At 70.1% G+C, this 14,601-nt stretch carries 15 protein-coding genes and 1 pseudogene; 7 read left to right on the top strand and 9 right to left on the bottom strand.

Annotation, left to right across the window (positions count from 1 at the left end):
- Positions 1–12: 12 nt before the first annotated feature.
- The 3 genes from OG698_RS43675 (at position 13) to OG698_RS43665 (ending at position 3,271) form a co-directional block, all read left to right on the top strand.
- Entirely contained in the window at positions 13–486 is a 474-nt protein-coding gene (locus OG698_RS43675) for a MarR family winged helix-turn-helix transcriptional regulator (RefSeq protein WP_406109696.1), read from the top strand.
- 80 nt (positions 487–566) lie between these two features.
- A complete protein-coding gene (locus OG698_RS43670; protein WP_406109695.1) occupies positions 567–2,291 on the top strand; it encodes an MFS transporter in 1,725 nt (574 codons plus the stop codon).
- Between the two features lie 392 nt (positions 2,292–2,683).
- Entirely contained in the window at positions 2,684–3,271 is a 588-nt protein-coding gene (locus tag OG698_RS43665; RefSeq protein WP_100594350.1) for a TerD family protein, read from the top strand.
- Between the two features lie 27 nt (positions 3,272–3,298).
- Here OG698_RS43665 and OG698_RS43660 read toward each other — a convergent pair whose 3' ends face one another.
- The gene (locus OG698_RS43660) at positions 3,299–4,642 is read right to left on the bottom strand and encodes a phosphoribosyltransferase family protein (protein ID WP_406109694.1); all 1,344 of its coding nucleotides are present in this window, start codon (positions 4,640–4,642) and stop codon (positions 3,299–3,301) included.
- 184 nt (positions 4,643–4,826) lie between these two features.
- On the opposite strand from OG698_RS43660, the gene OG698_RS43655 reads away from it, so the two are divergent.
- On the top strand, positions 4,827–5,630 hold the full coding sequence (locus tag OG698_RS43655; protein ID WP_406109693.1) for a PP2C family protein-serine/threonine phosphatase: 804 nt from the start codon (positions 4,827–4,829) through the stop codon (positions 5,628–5,630).
- A 56-nt stretch (positions 5,631–5,686) separates the two neighbouring features.
- On the opposite strand, the gene OG698_RS43650 is transcribed toward OG698_RS43655, so the two are convergent.
- From OG698_RS43650 to OG698_RS43635, 4 genes are all read right to left on the bottom strand, one after another.
- Positions 5,687–6,250 carry a dihydrofolate reductase family protein gene (locus OG698_RS43650; protein ID WP_406109692.1) on the bottom strand — a complete coding sequence of 188 codons (564 nt, stop codon included), beginning with the start codon at positions 6,248–6,250 and terminating at the stop codon, positions 5,687–5,689.
- 91 nt (positions 6,251–6,341) lie between these two features.
- Positions 6,342–6,773 (bottom strand): hypothetical protein, encoded by a 432-nt coding sequence (locus tag OG698_RS43645; protein ID WP_406109691.1) that lies wholly within the window; start codon positions 6,771–6,773, stop codon positions 6,342–6,344.
- 148 nt (positions 6,774–6,921) lie between these two features.
- On the bottom strand, positions 6,922–7,344 hold the full coding sequence (locus OG698_RS43640) for an SRPBCC family protein (RefSeq protein ID WP_406109690.1): 423 nt from the start codon (positions 7,342–7,344) through the stop codon (positions 6,922–6,924).
- A 33-nt stretch (positions 7,345–7,377) separates the two neighbouring features.
- The gene (locus OG698_RS43635; protein WP_406109689.1) at positions 7,378–8,388 is read right to left on the bottom strand and encodes an aldo/keto reductase; all 1,011 of its coding nucleotides are present in this window, start codon (positions 8,386–8,388) and stop codon (positions 7,378–7,380) included.
- Between the two features lie 145 nt (positions 8,389–8,533).
- Between OG698_RS43635 and OG698_RS43630 the strand changes: the two genes are divergently transcribed.
- Positions 8,534–9,448: a LysR substrate-binding domain-containing protein gene (locus tag OG698_RS43630; RefSeq protein ID WP_406109688.1), complete on the top strand. Its 915-nt coding sequence runs from the start codon at positions 8,534–8,536 to the stop codon at positions 9,446–9,448.
- Here OG698_RS43630 and OG698_RS43625 read toward each other — a convergent pair.
- Together OG698_RS43625 and OG698_RS43620 are read right to left on the bottom strand one after the other, a co-directional pair.
- Positions 9,441–10,688, bottom strand: a complete 1,248-nt coding sequence (locus OG698_RS43625) for an MFS transporter (RefSeq protein ID WP_406109687.1) — start codon at positions 10,686–10,688, stop codon at positions 9,441–9,443. The two genes, OG698_RS43630 and OG698_RS43625, sit on opposite strands and share 8 nt — an antisense overlap.
- A 156-nt stretch (positions 10,689–10,844) precedes the next feature.
- On the bottom strand, positions 10,845–11,210 hold the full coding sequence (locus tag OG698_RS43620) for a hypothetical protein (RefSeq protein WP_406109686.1): 366 nt from the start codon (positions 11,208–11,210) through the stop codon (positions 10,845–10,847).
- 56 nt (positions 11,211–11,266) lie between these two features.
- On the opposite strand from OG698_RS43620, the gene OG698_RS43615 reads away from it, so the two are divergent.
- Positions 11,267–11,743: a LysR substrate-binding domain-containing protein gene (locus OG698_RS43615; RefSeq protein ID WP_406109685.1), complete on the top strand. Its 477-nt coding sequence runs from the start codon at positions 11,267–11,269 to the stop codon at positions 11,741–11,743.
- Between the two features lie 87 nt (positions 11,744–11,830).
- Here the strand turns inward: OG698_RS43615 and OG698_RS43610 are convergent.
- Positions 11,831–12,379: pseudogene (locus OG698_RS43610) on the bottom strand (DUF1062 domain-containing protein).
- A gap of 225 nt (positions 12,380–12,604) precedes the next feature.
- A complete protein-coding gene (locus OG698_RS43605) occupies positions 12,605–13,360 on the bottom strand; it encodes an SDR family NAD(P)-dependent oxidoreductase (protein WP_406109684.1) in 756 nt (251 codons plus the stop codon).
- A 219-nt stretch (positions 13,361–13,579) separates the two neighbouring features.
- Here OG698_RS43605 and OG698_RS43600 point away from each other — a divergent pair, with 219 nt between their 5' ends.
- The gene (locus tag OG698_RS43600) at positions 13,580–14,539 is read left to right on the top strand and encodes a nitronate monooxygenase (protein WP_329578963.1); all 960 of its coding nucleotides are present in this window, start codon (positions 13,580–13,582) and stop codon (positions 14,537–14,539) included.
- Positions 14,540–14,601 lie beyond the last annotated feature (62 nt).

The raw sequence follows: 14,601 nt of genomic DNA, 5'->3' as shown, positions 1-14,601 counted from the left end.
CACTACAAGTAGATGCATAATGCGCTTATGGATAAGCGGGTTATGGAAGTCGACCCCCGGGCCGAAGGCCTGATGATCGCCGTGGAGCAGATGGTCCGCTACGTGCGACAGAGCGCCGTCGCCGGCGGCCTGAGCACGGCGGCCTCGTCCGCGATCGGCCGGCTGGTCCGCGAAGGCCCGTATCGACTGAGCGAGCTGGCCAGGGCCGAAGGTGTCTCCCAGCCGAACATGACCCAGCTCGTCACCCGCATGGAACGCGCGGGCCTGGTACGCCGAGTGGCTGACCACAACGACGGCCGGGCCGTCCTCGTGGAAGCCACCGAGAGCGGCATCGAGGTCTTCCGGCAGCGGCGCGCCGAGCGGACCCAGGCCCTCGATCTGCTCATCGGGGAGCTGACCGAACCGGAGCAGCAGGCGGTGCGGACCGCGTTGCCCGCCCTGGCCCGCGCCATCCAGGACCGCCAGACCCGTACGGCCCACGACTGACCCATCCCGCCGCAACCTGTCCGCTCCCCCGCACCCCCTCCTCCCCACCCCTCTTCTCGACACTTTGGAGAGAACCGCGCATGAGTGCACCGCATGGAAAGGCCGCCAGCCCCTTCAAGCAGCCAAAAGCCGTCTGGGCCGTGGCGTTCGCCTGCGTGATCTCGTTCATGGGCATCGGCCTGGTCGACCCGATCCTCCCCGCCCTGGCCGAGAACCTGCACGCCTCACCCAGCCAGGTGTCCCTGCTCTTCAGCAGCTACCTGATCGTGACCGCGGTCGCCATGCTCTTCGTCGGCTGGATATCCAGCCGCATCGGCGCCAAGCGCACCCTGGTCGTGGGCCTGGTCGTCATCGTCGTATTCGCCGCCCTGGCCGGCATGGTCGGCTCAGTCAACGGCATCGTCGGCATGCGGGCCGGCTGGGGCCTGGGCAACGCGATGTTCATCGCCACCTCCCTCGCCGTCATCGTCGCCTCCGCGAGCGGCGGCTTCGGCGGCGCGATCATCCTGTACGAGACCGCGCTCGGCCTCGGTATCGCCGTCGGCCCGCTGCTGGGCGGGGAGTTGGGCGGCATCAGCTGGCGCGGCCCGTTCTTCGGCGTCGCCGTCCTGATGGCCATCGCGCTGGCCGCGACCCTCGCCTTCGTGCCCTCACTGCCCAAGCCGAAGCGCCCCACCTCACCGATCGCACCGCTCAAGGCGCTGCGCCACCGCGGTCTGCTGACCATGGGCATCATGGCCCTGCTGTACAACTGGGGCTTCTTCACGATGCTCGGCTACGCCCCGTACCCGATGGAGCTGAACGCCCACGAGCTCGGTCTGGTCTTCACGGGCTGGGGCCTGCTGGTGGCCGCCTTCAGCGTCTTCTTCGCCCCGCGCCTGCAGGCCCGCTTCGGCACCGCCCCCGTCCTGTACGCGAACCTGCTCGGCCTCGGCATAGTGATGGCTGTCATCGCCGCCGGCGTCGCCACCCCCACAGTCGTCATCGTGGCGGTCATCGTCAGCGGCGCCTTCATCGGCATCAACAACACCCTCACCACCCAGGCCGTCATGCTCGTCTCCCCCGTCGAGCGCCCCGTGGCCTCATCCGCCTACGGGTTCCTGCGCTTCATCGGCGGCGGTCTGGCCCCCTTCGTCGCGGGCAAGCTCGCCGACGCCACGGACCTGAGCGTTCCGTTCTACCTGGGCGCCGCCACCTTCCTCCTGGCCATCCCCGCACTGGCCAGCGGCCATGGTCTGCTGCGCGAGGCCGAGGCGAACCCGGTCGAGAGTGAAACCATCAGCCCGTCGCTCACGCCTGTCGGCAAGACAGCCGCCGCGACCGACGCGCCGCCCGTCATCGTCGCCGTAGGCGCCCACGACAAGGCCGCCTGCATCGTCGACGCCGCGGCGCGGCTCGCTCGCGACACGGGCAGCCCGCTGGAGGTCGTCCACGTCCAGCAGACCGCGGTCGTCGAGGAACAGGCCGTCGACACCGAGACGGACCAACAGGCCCGCGCCGCCGTGACCGCCCACCTCGACCGCCTCAGCGCCGACGGCATCGCCGCCACCGGCCAGATCCTGACGAGCGTCGGCGACCACGCCGCCGCGGGCCGCGCCCTCGCCCACCACGCGGCGGACGTACACGCCCGCGCAGTGGCCATCGGACACTCACCGCGCGGCCCCCTCGCCCAGTTCGCCGACGGCAGTCTCACCACCGCGCTCACCCACTCCGCCACGTGCACGGTCGTCCTCGTCGACACCGACAGCACGCCCCGGCACCTGACCAAGGACAGCCTCGCGGAGCTGCGCAACAGCGTGGCCTGAGCGATTGACCTCCGGGCTGTGGTGCCTTTCTGCACCGCAGCCCGGAGCCGTCTCCACCCAGCACTACGACGGTTCAGTCGATCCTGATCCCGGGCCAGACCAGATGAACGACGCCGACCGCGAGTGCCGCGCACGTGATGGCCGCGGCCACCACATCCCGTCGCCGGCCTCGGCCGCGCCGCCCGGTCGACCGGACCCGCCTCGAGTTCCCTCCGCCACGGCGTCCACCTTGGCAAAGGCCGTCATGCTCGCGCCGGGGAATCCCCCGCCGAAGGCGCCCGCGCCGTCCATGACGCAGGACCGACCGACACCAATTTCGGACCTGGTGTATCAAGCGGCGAGTGATATCGGCAGACTTCATGCATTGCACTCCACCATCACGAGGGATTCACATGATCACGCTCACCAAGGAAGACGGACCGGCAGATCTCGACGGTGTGACCCACCTGTCGATAGGCGTGTCCTGGGACCCCACCGCCGGAAGCAGCGGCGGGCTGATGGGCAAGCTCCGCCGGAACGTCGGCACGGACCTCGACCTCATCGCCGTCGCGCTGCAAGGCGCGGACCCGGTACGGCTCGCAGGCCTCGACTCCCTGGACCCGCTGGGCAACGGCTCCTTGGTGCACAGCGGCGACAACCAGACGGGGCGCGGCGACGGGGACGACGAGACAGTGACCGTCGAGTTCGGCCGTGTCCCGGCCAACATCACGTCGATCGTCTTCGTGGCCGCCGCCTACAAGAAGTCCAGCTCCTTCACCAAGGCGCGGAACATCAGCTTCAAGGTGTACGACGCGACCGGCGGCACCTCCCAGCAGGTCGCCGACATCTGGCCGAGCCTGCTCACCAACGACAACGGCTGCCGTGTCGCCAAGGCGATCCGGGTCAACGGCAGTTGGAAGCTCGAGGTGCTGAACGAGACGGGGAAGATCAAGCAGGGCGACGAGCGGGCGCTGATGCGTTTCGCGGTGAGCAACCGGTAGGCGCTCCGGCGCCCGGCCCCGAACCGGTCAGCGATGTGGCTCCCGGCGCGCCGACGTCGAAGGGTCGCTGCCTGCCGTCAGGTGCGTGGTGAACCACTGCCTCGCGAGGCCGGCGACCCGGTCGAGCGCTCCGGGTTCCTCGAAGAGATGCGTTGCTCCGGGCACGATCTCCAGCCGGTTCTCGCAACGGAGTTGAGCCTGGGCGGCACGGTTGAGGTCGAGCACCATCGTGTCGGCCCCGCCGACGATGAGCAGGGTCGGTGCTCGTACGTCGTCGAGGCGGGGTCCGGCCAGGTCGGGCCGTCCGCCGCGGGACACCACTGCGCCGATGTCCGGGTCGTCGGCGGCCGCCCGGAGCGCCGCCGCGGCCCCGGTGCTGGCACCGAAGTATCCGATCGGCGCCGACTCGCGGTCGCGCAGCCAGCGGGTGGCTCCGGCCAGCCTGCCCGCAAGCGTGCCGATGTCGAAGACGTTGTCCCGGTCGGCTTCCTCGGCGGGCGTGAGCAGGTCGAACAGCAGCGTGCCGAGGCCCGCTTCCTGCAACACTTCCGCCACCGCACGATTACGCGGGCTGTGCCGGCTGCTGCCGGAGCCATGGGCGAACATCACCACCCCCGCGGCCCCTTCCGGCCGTGCGAGGTCTCCGGCCAGCCGGACTCCGGCGGCCTCCACCTCTACGCCGGTCGTGACCGGTGCCTGCCGGACGCGTGCGGGGTCCGCCACGGCCCGTGCCAGACACGCGGCCACCTCCTCGTCCGTGGTCTGCGTGAAGTCGCCGTACCACTCACCGACGGAACCGAACAGGGGCTGTACGGAGAGGCACACCACGTCGTCGGCCACCACGCTCAGTCTGCGCACAGCGTCCGGCGGCGCGACCGGCACGGCGAGGACCACCCGGGCCGCGCCCTGCGCCCGTACGACCTGGCACGCGGCCGCCGCCGTGGCACCGGTGGCAATCCCGTCGTCCACGACGATCACGGTGCGGGTCTCGCCGGTCCTCGTGCGGATCTCGTGGGTTGCCGGAGGCCGCCCGCCGCGGTACCTCCGTGCCCGCCGCTCCAGCTCCTGTCGCTCCGCGCGCTCGACGGCCGCGATGTGGTCCGGCTCGATCCCGCAGTGGCGCACGACGTCGTCGTTGAGGACCCGCACGCCGCCCTCGCCGATCGCGCCGAACGCCAGTTCCGGCTGGTACGGGACACCGAGCTTGCGGACCACGATCACATCGAGCGGGGCGCCCAACGCACGCGCCACCTCGAAGGCCACCGGAACACCGCCACGCGGCAACCCGAGGACGACCGGCTCCTCGTCACGCAGATGCTGCACCGCCGCGGCAAGCCGCCGCCCGGCATCAGTACGATCCGTGAACCGCACAGCGCTCGCCCCTCTCGGAGGCCCTCGCAGGCAAGGGTAGGCACCTCCTGCCCTTACCTCCGGGCTAACCCCGTTCGCGGCGCCGCGCAACTCGGGGCGTGCGCACCGCGCGACCCGGGCCGCTCTCCGGCGCGACAATGGTGGTGCGGATGATGCGCTCCTTCGCGGAAGGGCGGCACCCCCTATGCCGTACATATCGGTCACCGCGCTGAGTCACCCCGGACTCAGGCGCGAGCACAACGAGGACAGCCTGGTCGTCGGCCCATGGACGCTGTGCGGATCGGTGACGGAGAATCCGCAGACGATGGCGTTCCCGCTCGGCCACCCGCTCGTGGTCGCTGTCGCAGACGGCATCGGCGGGCAGCCGGCCGGCGAGGTGGCCAGCAGTCTCGTCGTCCGCCGGCTCGCCCTGTTCGGGCCGGCGCTGGACGGCGAGGAAGCGGTGCGTGACGCGCTGGGGATGTGCAATCACGCCGTGTACGCGGCGGCCGACCGCGCCCCGGAGCTGTGCACGATGGGGACGACCGTCGCAGGTGTCGTGATCCTCGAACAGGAACTGCTCGTGTTCAACGTCGGCGACAGCAGGGTGATCGAAGTGGGCCCTGCCGGTGACGGCATCGAGACGAGTGCCGACGGCGGCCTCACCGGTGCCCGGGCCGCCACAGACGACACACTCCACCAGGTGAGCGTGGACGACAGCCCACCGCCTCCGCAGGGCCGGCGCACCACATCGATCGTCACGCAGGCGCTCGGTGGCGCACCCACGTTCAGCGCGATCACGCCGCATGTCAGCACGTCCACGCTCACCCCAGGTACACGCATGCTGGTGTGCAGTGACGGCTTGACCGATCCCGTACTCGAGAGCGAGATCGACGATGTGCTTCGGGCGCACGACGGCGGCCGGGCCGTCTTCGAGCTGTGGAAGGCCGCCATGGCCGCGGGCGGTCCCGACAACGTCACGATCGCGCTGGTCTCCGTGGCCGGCTGACCCGACAACGGCCGACAGGCCGACCGCCTCCAGCCATCAGCACCCGCTGACCTCCGTCAGGCCGGGACATAGCGCAGCAGCACGATCCCGCTCCGGAAGGACTTCGAGTCCACGAGCCGCAGTCGCGGTACCTCGTACCCATCGGGGAAGAGGCGCCTGCCGCGGCCCTGGACCACGGGGTACACGAAGAGGCGGTACTCGTCGACGAGGCCCGCCTCGATCAACGTGTGGGCCAAGCTGATGCTGCCGGTGAGCATGATGTCCTTGCCGCCCTCCAGCGCCTTCAGGGCGGTGACCTCCTTGACCGCGTCGCCGGACAGGACGATCGAGTTCTCCCACTGCGGGTCCTCGATCGAGCCGGACACGACGTACTTCCGCACCTGGTTGAGGTAGTCGGAGATGCCCGTGGTGTCGTCGGTCAGCCCGGGCCAGTAGCCGCGGAAGTCCTCGAAGGTTCGCCGGCCCACGAGCAGTGCATCTGCCTCGTTGTCCTGACGGTGGCCCTCCTCCAGCACATCAGCCATGTCCGCGTTGCCCTGGGCCTGCGGTTCGAACCAATCGGTGAGCATCTCGATGCAACCGTCGACGGTGATGTTCTGAGTGATCGCCAGAGCGCGCATCCCGCGCCTCCTCCTGAGCCGTGGCTGGTCCACTCTTCATGACCGCGCCCGCCCCGGAAAATCATCGGCATCCCTCATCTGGCCGGCGCCGTTATGAGGTCGGGGTGTTGGACGGCGGAGGCGGTGGTCCCGGCGGCCGGGAGGGTAGGGGTGGAAACAGCGGTGGGGGTGGTGGGGGCGCCGAGAGAGGGCGGCTGCGCTGCCGGGGCGGGGCCTGTGAGGGGGCCGGGGGCGGCGGAGTGGGTGGCGGGGGCGGGGGCGGCTCGATCGCCGGCAGCAGGGGACCGCCCTCGCGCAGCCGGGCGATGGTCAGCTCGGCGCGGCGGCGCGCCTGGGGGCAGTCGTCGCGTCCGTAGACGAGCCGGAGCCCCCCGCGGCCGAGGTTCTCGATGGAGTGCTGCTGGTAGCCGAGCGCGTGGGCGATCTCTTCGATCCGTCCCAGCCTGGCGGTTGTGGGACGTCCGGGGATCAGCTCCACGCGGCCACGGCCGTCGAAGAGCGCACGTACTTCCTCGTCCTTCACCTGACTCCACTCCCGGGAGGGGCGGCGGCCACCTGGCTGCGCCACGCCGCGATCCGTCTCTCCCCGACCGTAGAGCACCTGGGGTGCCGACAGCGTCACAAGTCGGCACCCGGTGCATGGCGTGACCGGTCCAACACCGGTGTCTTCCTCAGGTGTTGAGGGTCTTGAGCAGTGCGGCGAGGCCGTCCGCGTAGATGCCGTGGAAGAGCTCCTCGGCGTCGGTCTCGCTGACGCCGACGGGCGTGAACGAGCCCGTCCACTCCACCTGCGACGTTCCGGGGGCGCCGGGTATGTCGCGCACCGTCAGCGTGGAGAGGTAGTCGGTGACAGGGAAGGGCGCCTGCTCGATGGCGTAGGAGTAGGTGCGCTTGTCGTGGTCGAAGGCCTTGAGGCGTTCGACGATGACGCCGTCGTCCTGGTTGGTCAGGCGGCGGACGCGGCCGCCTTCGCTCAGCTCGCTCTTGGGGATGTACGGGAGCCAGTCGGGCAGGGAGTCGAAGCCGCCGATGAGCTGCCAGACGTCGTCTGCGGATCGGGGGAGGTCGATGGTGGCGGTGGCGGTGGTGGCCATGTGCTGCTCCTTGCGTGTGCCGTGGAGTCGGGGTCAGGCAGTGGGGGTGGGGGCGTCGGCGGCGATGAGCTGTTCGTCGCGGAGCGCGGTCCAGAAGGCGGCCGGGACGTTCTCGTCGAGGGCGGCGACGTCTTCGGCGATGCGGCTGGGCCGGGTCGCGCCGGGGACGACGGCGGCCGTCGCCGGGTGAGCCAGGGCGAACTGCAGGGCGGCGGCCTTGATGCTGACACCGTGCGCGGCGGCGAGCGCCTTGATCCGCTCGACCTTGGCGATGATGTCGGCCGGGGCCTTCTGGTACTCGAAGTGCTGGCCGCCGGCGAGGATGCCGGAGCTGTAGGGTCCGCCGACGACCATGTCGACGTTCTGCTCGGTGGCGGCGGGCAGGAGGCGCTGCAGGGACCGGTTGTGGTCGAGCAGGGTGTAGCGGCCGGCCAGGAGGAACGCGTCGGGCTTGGGCTCGTCCAGGTCGAGGGTGAGCTCGATCGGCTCCACGCGGTTGACGCCCAGGCCCCAGGCCTTGATGACGCCCTCGTCGCGGAGGTTCTGCAGGACGCGGAAGGCGCCGGTGCGTGCGGTCTCGTAGACGGCGAGCCAGTCGTCGCCGTGGAAGTCCTGGGCGACGTCGTGCACCCAGACGATGTCGAGACGATCCGTCTTCAGGCGCTTGAGGCTGTCCTCGATGGAGCGCAGGGTGGCGTCCGCGGTGTAGAGGTCGACCATCTTGTTCGCGCGGCCGTGCTCGAACAGGCCGCCCTTCTCACCCAGGTCGCGGTCGGCGGGGTCCTCCAGCTCGTCGAGGATGACGCGGCCGACCTTGGTGCTGAGGACGTACTCGTCGCGCGGCCGGCCGGCCAGCACCTCGCCCAGGCGCAGCTCGGACAGGCCCGCGCCGTAGAAGGGCGCGGTGTCGAAGTAGCGAATGCCCTGGTCCCAGGCGGCTTCGACGGTGGCCGCGGCTTCCTCGTCCGGGATGCTGCGGAACATGTTGCCGAGCGGGGCGGTACCGAAGCCGAGGGATGCCGGCAGGAGGGACTTGATACCCATGGTGGGAAACTTTCTGTTCGAGGCGTAATGCGGCGATCAGGACGGTTTTATCCTGCTCCGCGGCTCTTGCTCTGTCGAGGTTAGGATCGAGGGGTCAGACTGTCCAAGACTTGCTTGGACACACTTGAGTCCCCCGAGGTCTTACATGCTTGACCTGCGACAACTTCGCTATTTCGTGGCCGTGGCCGAGGAGGAACACGTCGGCCGCGCCGCCGATCGCCTGCACATTTCCCAGTCACCGCTGAGCCGGCAGATCGCCCAGCTGGAGAAGAACCTGGGCCTGACCCTGTTCGAGCGCAGCCAGCAGCGACTCCGCCTCACCTCCGACGGCCGCGTCTTCCTCACGGAGGCCACGGCCCTGCTGCGGCACGCGGACCGGCTCGAGAATCTCGGCCGCCGCCTGGGCCGCGGCGAGGAAGGCGGCCTGTGCGTGGGATACGTCGGCGATGCCATGCACACCGGGATCCTGCCCCAGGCGCTGCGCGCCCTGCACGACGAGCGCCCCGGCATCCACGTTGCCCTCTACGACCTCACCGCGGCCCAGCAGTTCGAGGGCCTGCGCCAGCGCAGCCTGGACATCGCCCTCGTACCGGAGGCACCCCCCGAGACGGACCCCGACCTGCGCGGCGCCCTCCTTCTCGAGGACCCCCTGCTCCTGGCTGTGCCGAGCAGCCACGCACTTGCGGGGCGGGCGGAAATCCTGCCCGAAGACCTCGACGATCAGCCGTGGATCGCCATCGAGAACAGCCAACAGCCCGCCTGGCGCGACGACTTCGTCGCCTCCTGCGCGGCGGCCGGGTTCACGCCCGACATCCGGCTCGAAGCCCCCGAGCCTCTCACCGCTCTCGGCCTGGCCGCGTCCGGCCTCGGCATGACGCTCGTCCAGGAGAGCATGCTGCGAGGCGACACCCCAGGGGTCACTGTCCGTGAACTCCCCTGGTTCCAAAGGTCAGTACGCCTCTGGGCAGCATGGCACCAGATCGATCTGCGCCCGGTCGTCACGTCCTTCCGCGCGACCGTACTCAGCACCAAGGACACCGCGGATGAACCCGTCAGGTGAGGCTGGCGGCGGCCTGCTCCCCCGTACCCCGGGGTGCCTTCTCGCGGCGCGGGAGCAGCAGCGGGGTGGCCAGGAGCACCACTCCGGCGAGCGCGATCGCGATGCGGGGGCCGGTGACGGCGGCGACGACACCCCACACGGCGGTCAGAGCCGCGATCGAGAGGCTGCTGCTGACCGACCACGCGGACAGTGTGCGGGCGACCCGGTCGGGGTCGGCGTGTTCGAGCCGGTAGGTGGCAAGCACCGGATTGAACAGGCCGCAGCAGGTCACCAGGCCGAGCTGGACGGCGATGACGAGCACGATTCCGGGGACTCCGGGCTGGACGAACGCCAGTCCGATGGGCCAGCACGCACGCAGCGCCCCGACGACGAGCATCACCTTGTGCTGCCCGAAACGTGCCACGAGCGGGTGCGCCACGCGTGAGCCGATGAGTCCACCGATGCATGGGGCCGCGAACGCGAGACCGTACTGCCAGGGTGCGAAGCCGAGCCGGCTCAGCATGAGCACGGCGATCAGCGGTTCGGAGGCCATGATGAGGCCGTTGACGACGATCGAGTTGAGGAACAGCGGGCGCAGCGTGCGGTGGCCGAGGATGTAGCGCCAGCCTTCGAGCAGATCACCGGCGCGCAGCCGCGGTGCGGCGGCCCGCGCGGGGCGCGTTTCCGTCCCTCCGACGGCGCGGATGCCGAGCGCCGAGAGCAGGTAGCTGACCGCGTCGGCAACCATGGTCGTCACGGGGCCGAACATCCCGATCGCGGCCCCGCCGAGCGGCGGCCCGACCACGATCGAGGTCCATGTCGTGGACTCGAACCGGCCGTTCGCGACGAGCAGGTCCTCCGGCGGCACGAGCGACTTCAGATACGCGCCGCTGGCCGCCTTGAAGGCGATGTCGGCCGCGGCGACGACGACGGAGACGGCGAGGAGCTGGGCGAAGCTGAGCCGGCCGAACGCGAACGCGGCGGGGACACTCATCAGCGCCGCGAACCGGATCAGGTCCATCGCGATCATGACGGGCCGCTTACGCCGGAACTCCATCCACGGCCCGAGCGGCACCGCGACCACGGCCCCCACGGCCCGCCCCGCGGCGGCCAGCGCCGCCACCTGGGTCGGCCCGGAGTGCAGCACGAGGATCGCGATCAAGGGGAACGCGCCGAACCCGAACCCCGTGCCGTACGAACTGACCGCGAACGCCGCCCACAACCACCCGAACCGCCGCCCCAGCGCCCGCCTGCCCTTCACGCCCACCGCACCTCTCGCCGCCCCGATCACCCACGCGCTGACCACCGACATCAAAGCGAGGAGCAGACGACGAGATCAAACAACCGACCCGCCATGAGAACACAACCCATCGTTGTACAGAGCCGCCGGTAGGTGTGGACGTCCCTGATCCGGGTCTCAGGCCTGCGTGGTTCCCGGTTCGTCGATACGCACGACGGCGCCCAGGACGTCGTTGAACGCCTCGGTGGAACTGGGGTGGGTGTAGATCGCGTCGCGCAGATCGGTGGCGGTGATGCCGTGCCGCATGGCCGGTGCGACGGTGTTGATCAGTTCCTGCGCGTCGACGCTGAGGAGTGCGGCGCCCAGGATCCGGTCGCTCTCCGCGTCGATGACGAACTTCATCAGGCCGCGGGGCTCCTCCACGGCGTAGGCCCGGGGCATGGCGACGATCTCTGCGACGGGCTGGCTTGTGATCTTGACCCGGTGTCCGGCGGCGCGGGCCTGCTTCTCGGTCAGGCCGACGGTTGCCAGCGGCGGGGTCATGAAGAGGGTGTGGGTACGGCGACGCGGTCGGTGGTGGTGCGCTTGCCGTTCCCGACGTGCTGGTCAAGGACGATGCGGCTGTCGTCCAGGGAGACGTACGTGAACTGCGGCCCGCCGTTGACATCGCCCAGGGCGAAGATGTGCGGTCGACTGGTACGCAGATACTCGGCCCTCAGGGAATTCGCCTTGACGCTCTGGCCGGTCTGGAATGGATCGGCTTCCCGCGCTCGGGAAGCCCCGCGTGGTACGACGAACTCACCGCCACCCTGCGCAGTCACGGGATTGCCGTGGGCCCGACGCCGCCGGACGGCCAGACCTTGATCGCCGAGGTCAAACTCGCCGCCGTCAGCGCCGGACGCGCCTTCACGCTGGCGCCCCCCGACTGGTCCCAGCCACTGCCGGACACGGTCACGTGGCTCCCCTTGGTGGGCCACCCGCTGGTGCGGCGCACCTGGGCGGTGTGGGACGCCGGCTCCCACCGCCGCGACCTGGGACACCTCCTCGCGGCGCTCGACTTCCGCGGACCGAACTGATTCGGGAACCAGAACGCCACTACTGGCCTGGTCGCTTCCCCCACTCCAAGGAGCGAGAAAAGCGACCTGACCTGTCGTGAGGAGGGCTCAGCGCTTGAGCGTGAAGGTGAAGTCGCCGGAGAGCCTGCCGCTCAGCCGGACTGCCGAGACGAGCTTCCCCTCCTCGACCAGTCTCTCGACCTCGGTCCGCGACAGACCGCAGCCTTCAGCGATCAGTCGCACCGGCCGGACAGGGATGCGCGCCGCAAAGCGGACCAGGACGTCGATCACCTCGCGGTCCAGGTGATCCGATCCGCCGGTGTCGAGGCGCCAGGCGTCGTCCCAGTCGAGGGCGATGCGATTACGGCGCCGCACGACCGGATCCTGGAGCAACTCAGCTGCCAGGCCCGGGTCGTTGTCATGCATCCGGTCCAGCAGCTCGGGCCGTACGGAGCGCACATTCATCCGCTCCAGGACCGTGAGCTTTGTGGTTTCCCCGCAAGCGGTACAGAGCGCGAGGAGCCAGGCGTCGATGAGCTTGTGGTTGGCGTTGACGCGGAATTTACCGTTTACCCGGAAGCGGTCGGACGCTCACGCGTGGCAACGGCGGAGAACGAGCGGCAGGCAGGTGGGCATGACCACCCAGCTATTGAGCACAGAAGTACACCGGTTTCAGTGAGAAGTCCGCAGCAAAAAGGAGCGCGGCGCACATGCGCGACGCGCGACAAATCAGCGCTCGGGAGGTCTCACAGGGTGTACAACGGCACGTCCTTGCCTGGGCGACTTGGTTCGGCAGCACGGTAATGGCCCGCAGCGGCGCGGTGCCACGGGTTTTCGGATCCTGTCCGGCGAACTCCGGTCCGCCGGACAGGTCCTGGAGCGCTATACGGCCGTACGGCCGCCGTCCACAGGCACGACGGCACCGTGCATGAAGCCGGCACTGTCGGTGGCGAGAAAGACGATGGCGGAGGCGATCTCCTCGGCCGTGCCGGGGCGGCCCGCGGGACCGGCCGCGGCCAGAGCGTTGAGATCGTCCTCGGCACCCGGAGTGCCCGAGGTTCCCTCGGTGCGGGTCGGGCCGGGGCTGACTGCGTTGACCCGCACGCCGCGCGGCCCGTACTCGGCGGCCCAGGCCTTCGTGAGCAGGGTCAGCGCGGCCTTGCTCGAGCCGTACAGACTCATGCCGGCGGCGCCGAGTTCGGCGGCCATGGTGGTTACGTTGATGATCGCGCCACGGCCTCGTGCGGCCATGTCCGGCGCAAGTTCGGCCACCAGAAAGTAGGGCGCCTTGACGTTGAGGGAGTAGACCGCCTCGAACTCCTCCTCACTGGTCTGCTCCGTGGGCCCGAAGGGGAAGATGCCGGCGTTGTTCACCAGTACGTCCACTTGGCCGGCCTCCTGCTTGGCGCGGCGGGCGAGGGCACGCGCGGAGGCCGCGTCCTTCAATTCGCCGGCCAGGAACTGCGCCTGGCCACCAGCCGCACGGATCTCTTTCACGACCCGCTCGCCCCGAGTCCCGTCACGCCCCGAGACCAGGACGTTCGCGCCGAGACGGGCCAGCGCGATCGCCGTGGCACGGCCGATGCCGCTGGTCGCACCGGTCACCAGTGCCGTGGTGCCGGACAGGTCTGAAGTCATGATGGCTCACCGTCCTGCTGTGTCGATGTCCGATCGGCCGACGCATCAGCCCGAAAGCCCCGCCAGCCACAGATGTAAGCCACGCCAACCGGTCGACGCTTCCTGATCGCCGCATGGCCTCACCTATGGCCGCCATAAGTAGCGCATTCATCCCCGCTGACCGCGCATTTCCTGCCGCATATGTGCCCCGTCCGTTGGGCGAGGAGTGATGATGTGGCCATGGCGTTCTCGACGGCGTTCACCGAGATGTTCGACGTGCGGTACCCGATCGCACTTGCGCCGATGGGTGGGTCGGCCGGCGGCGCACTGGCCGCGGCGGTCTCGCGCGGCGGTGGATTCGGGATCCTGGGCGGCGCGTTCGGGGACCCGGAGTGGCTGGCACGCGAGGTGCCGATCGTCGCGGGCACCGACAGCCCGTGGGGCGTCGGATTCCTGACCTGGGCCATCGACGTCGCCGCCGTGGAGCGGGCTCTGGAGTACGGGCCGAGGGCCGTGATGCTGTCGTTCGGCGACCCCAGCCCCTACGCGGAGCGTGTCCGCCGAGCAGGGGCACTGTTGATCCTCCAGGTCACGGATCTGGAGGAGGCCGAGCAGGCCGCGGACCTGGGCGCCGACGTGATCGTGGCCCAGGGAACCGAGAGCGGCGGGCACGGAGCCCGGCACGGGCGCTCCACCTTGCCGTTCGTGCCGGCGGTCGTGGATCTCGTGGACCCGGTGCCCGTGCTGGCAGCCGGCGGGATCGCCGACGGCCGCGGCGTGGCGGCCGCACTCGTGCTGGGCGCTGCCGGAGCACTCATCGGCACCCGCTTCCAGGCCACCACAGAGGCCCTGGTGGACCCCTCGATCACCAAGGCGATCGTCGAAGGACGCGGCCGGGACACCGAGCGCAGCTCGGTACTGGACATTGCCCGCGGCTCCCGGTGGCCCGCAAAGTACCCCGCCCGAACCCTCGGCCACCCGTATCTCGACCAATGGCGCGGCCGCGAGGCGGAACTCGCCGCCGACCCCCAGGCCCGTCAGAACTACCAGGACGACGTGGCACGCGGCGCGGTGCCCCCACTGCCGGTCTGGGCCGGCGAAGCCGTCGACCTCATCACCGACCTCCCCTCGGCAGCCGATCTCGTCCCCACCCTGGCCGCCCAGACGGAGGAAGCACTGACCCGCGCGGGCCGCCGCTGACAGACCAACTGCCCACGTGCTTAATGCTCGTGGGCCGCGCACCCACGGCTTGGCCGGCCCGC

It is taken from the genome of Streptomyces sp. NBC_01003 (assembly GCF_045162695.1).
Lineage (GTDB): Bacteria > Actinomycetota > Actinomycetes > Streptomycetales > Streptomycetaceae > Streptomyces.
This window is presented reverse-complemented; position numbering and strand designations above follow the sequence as displayed.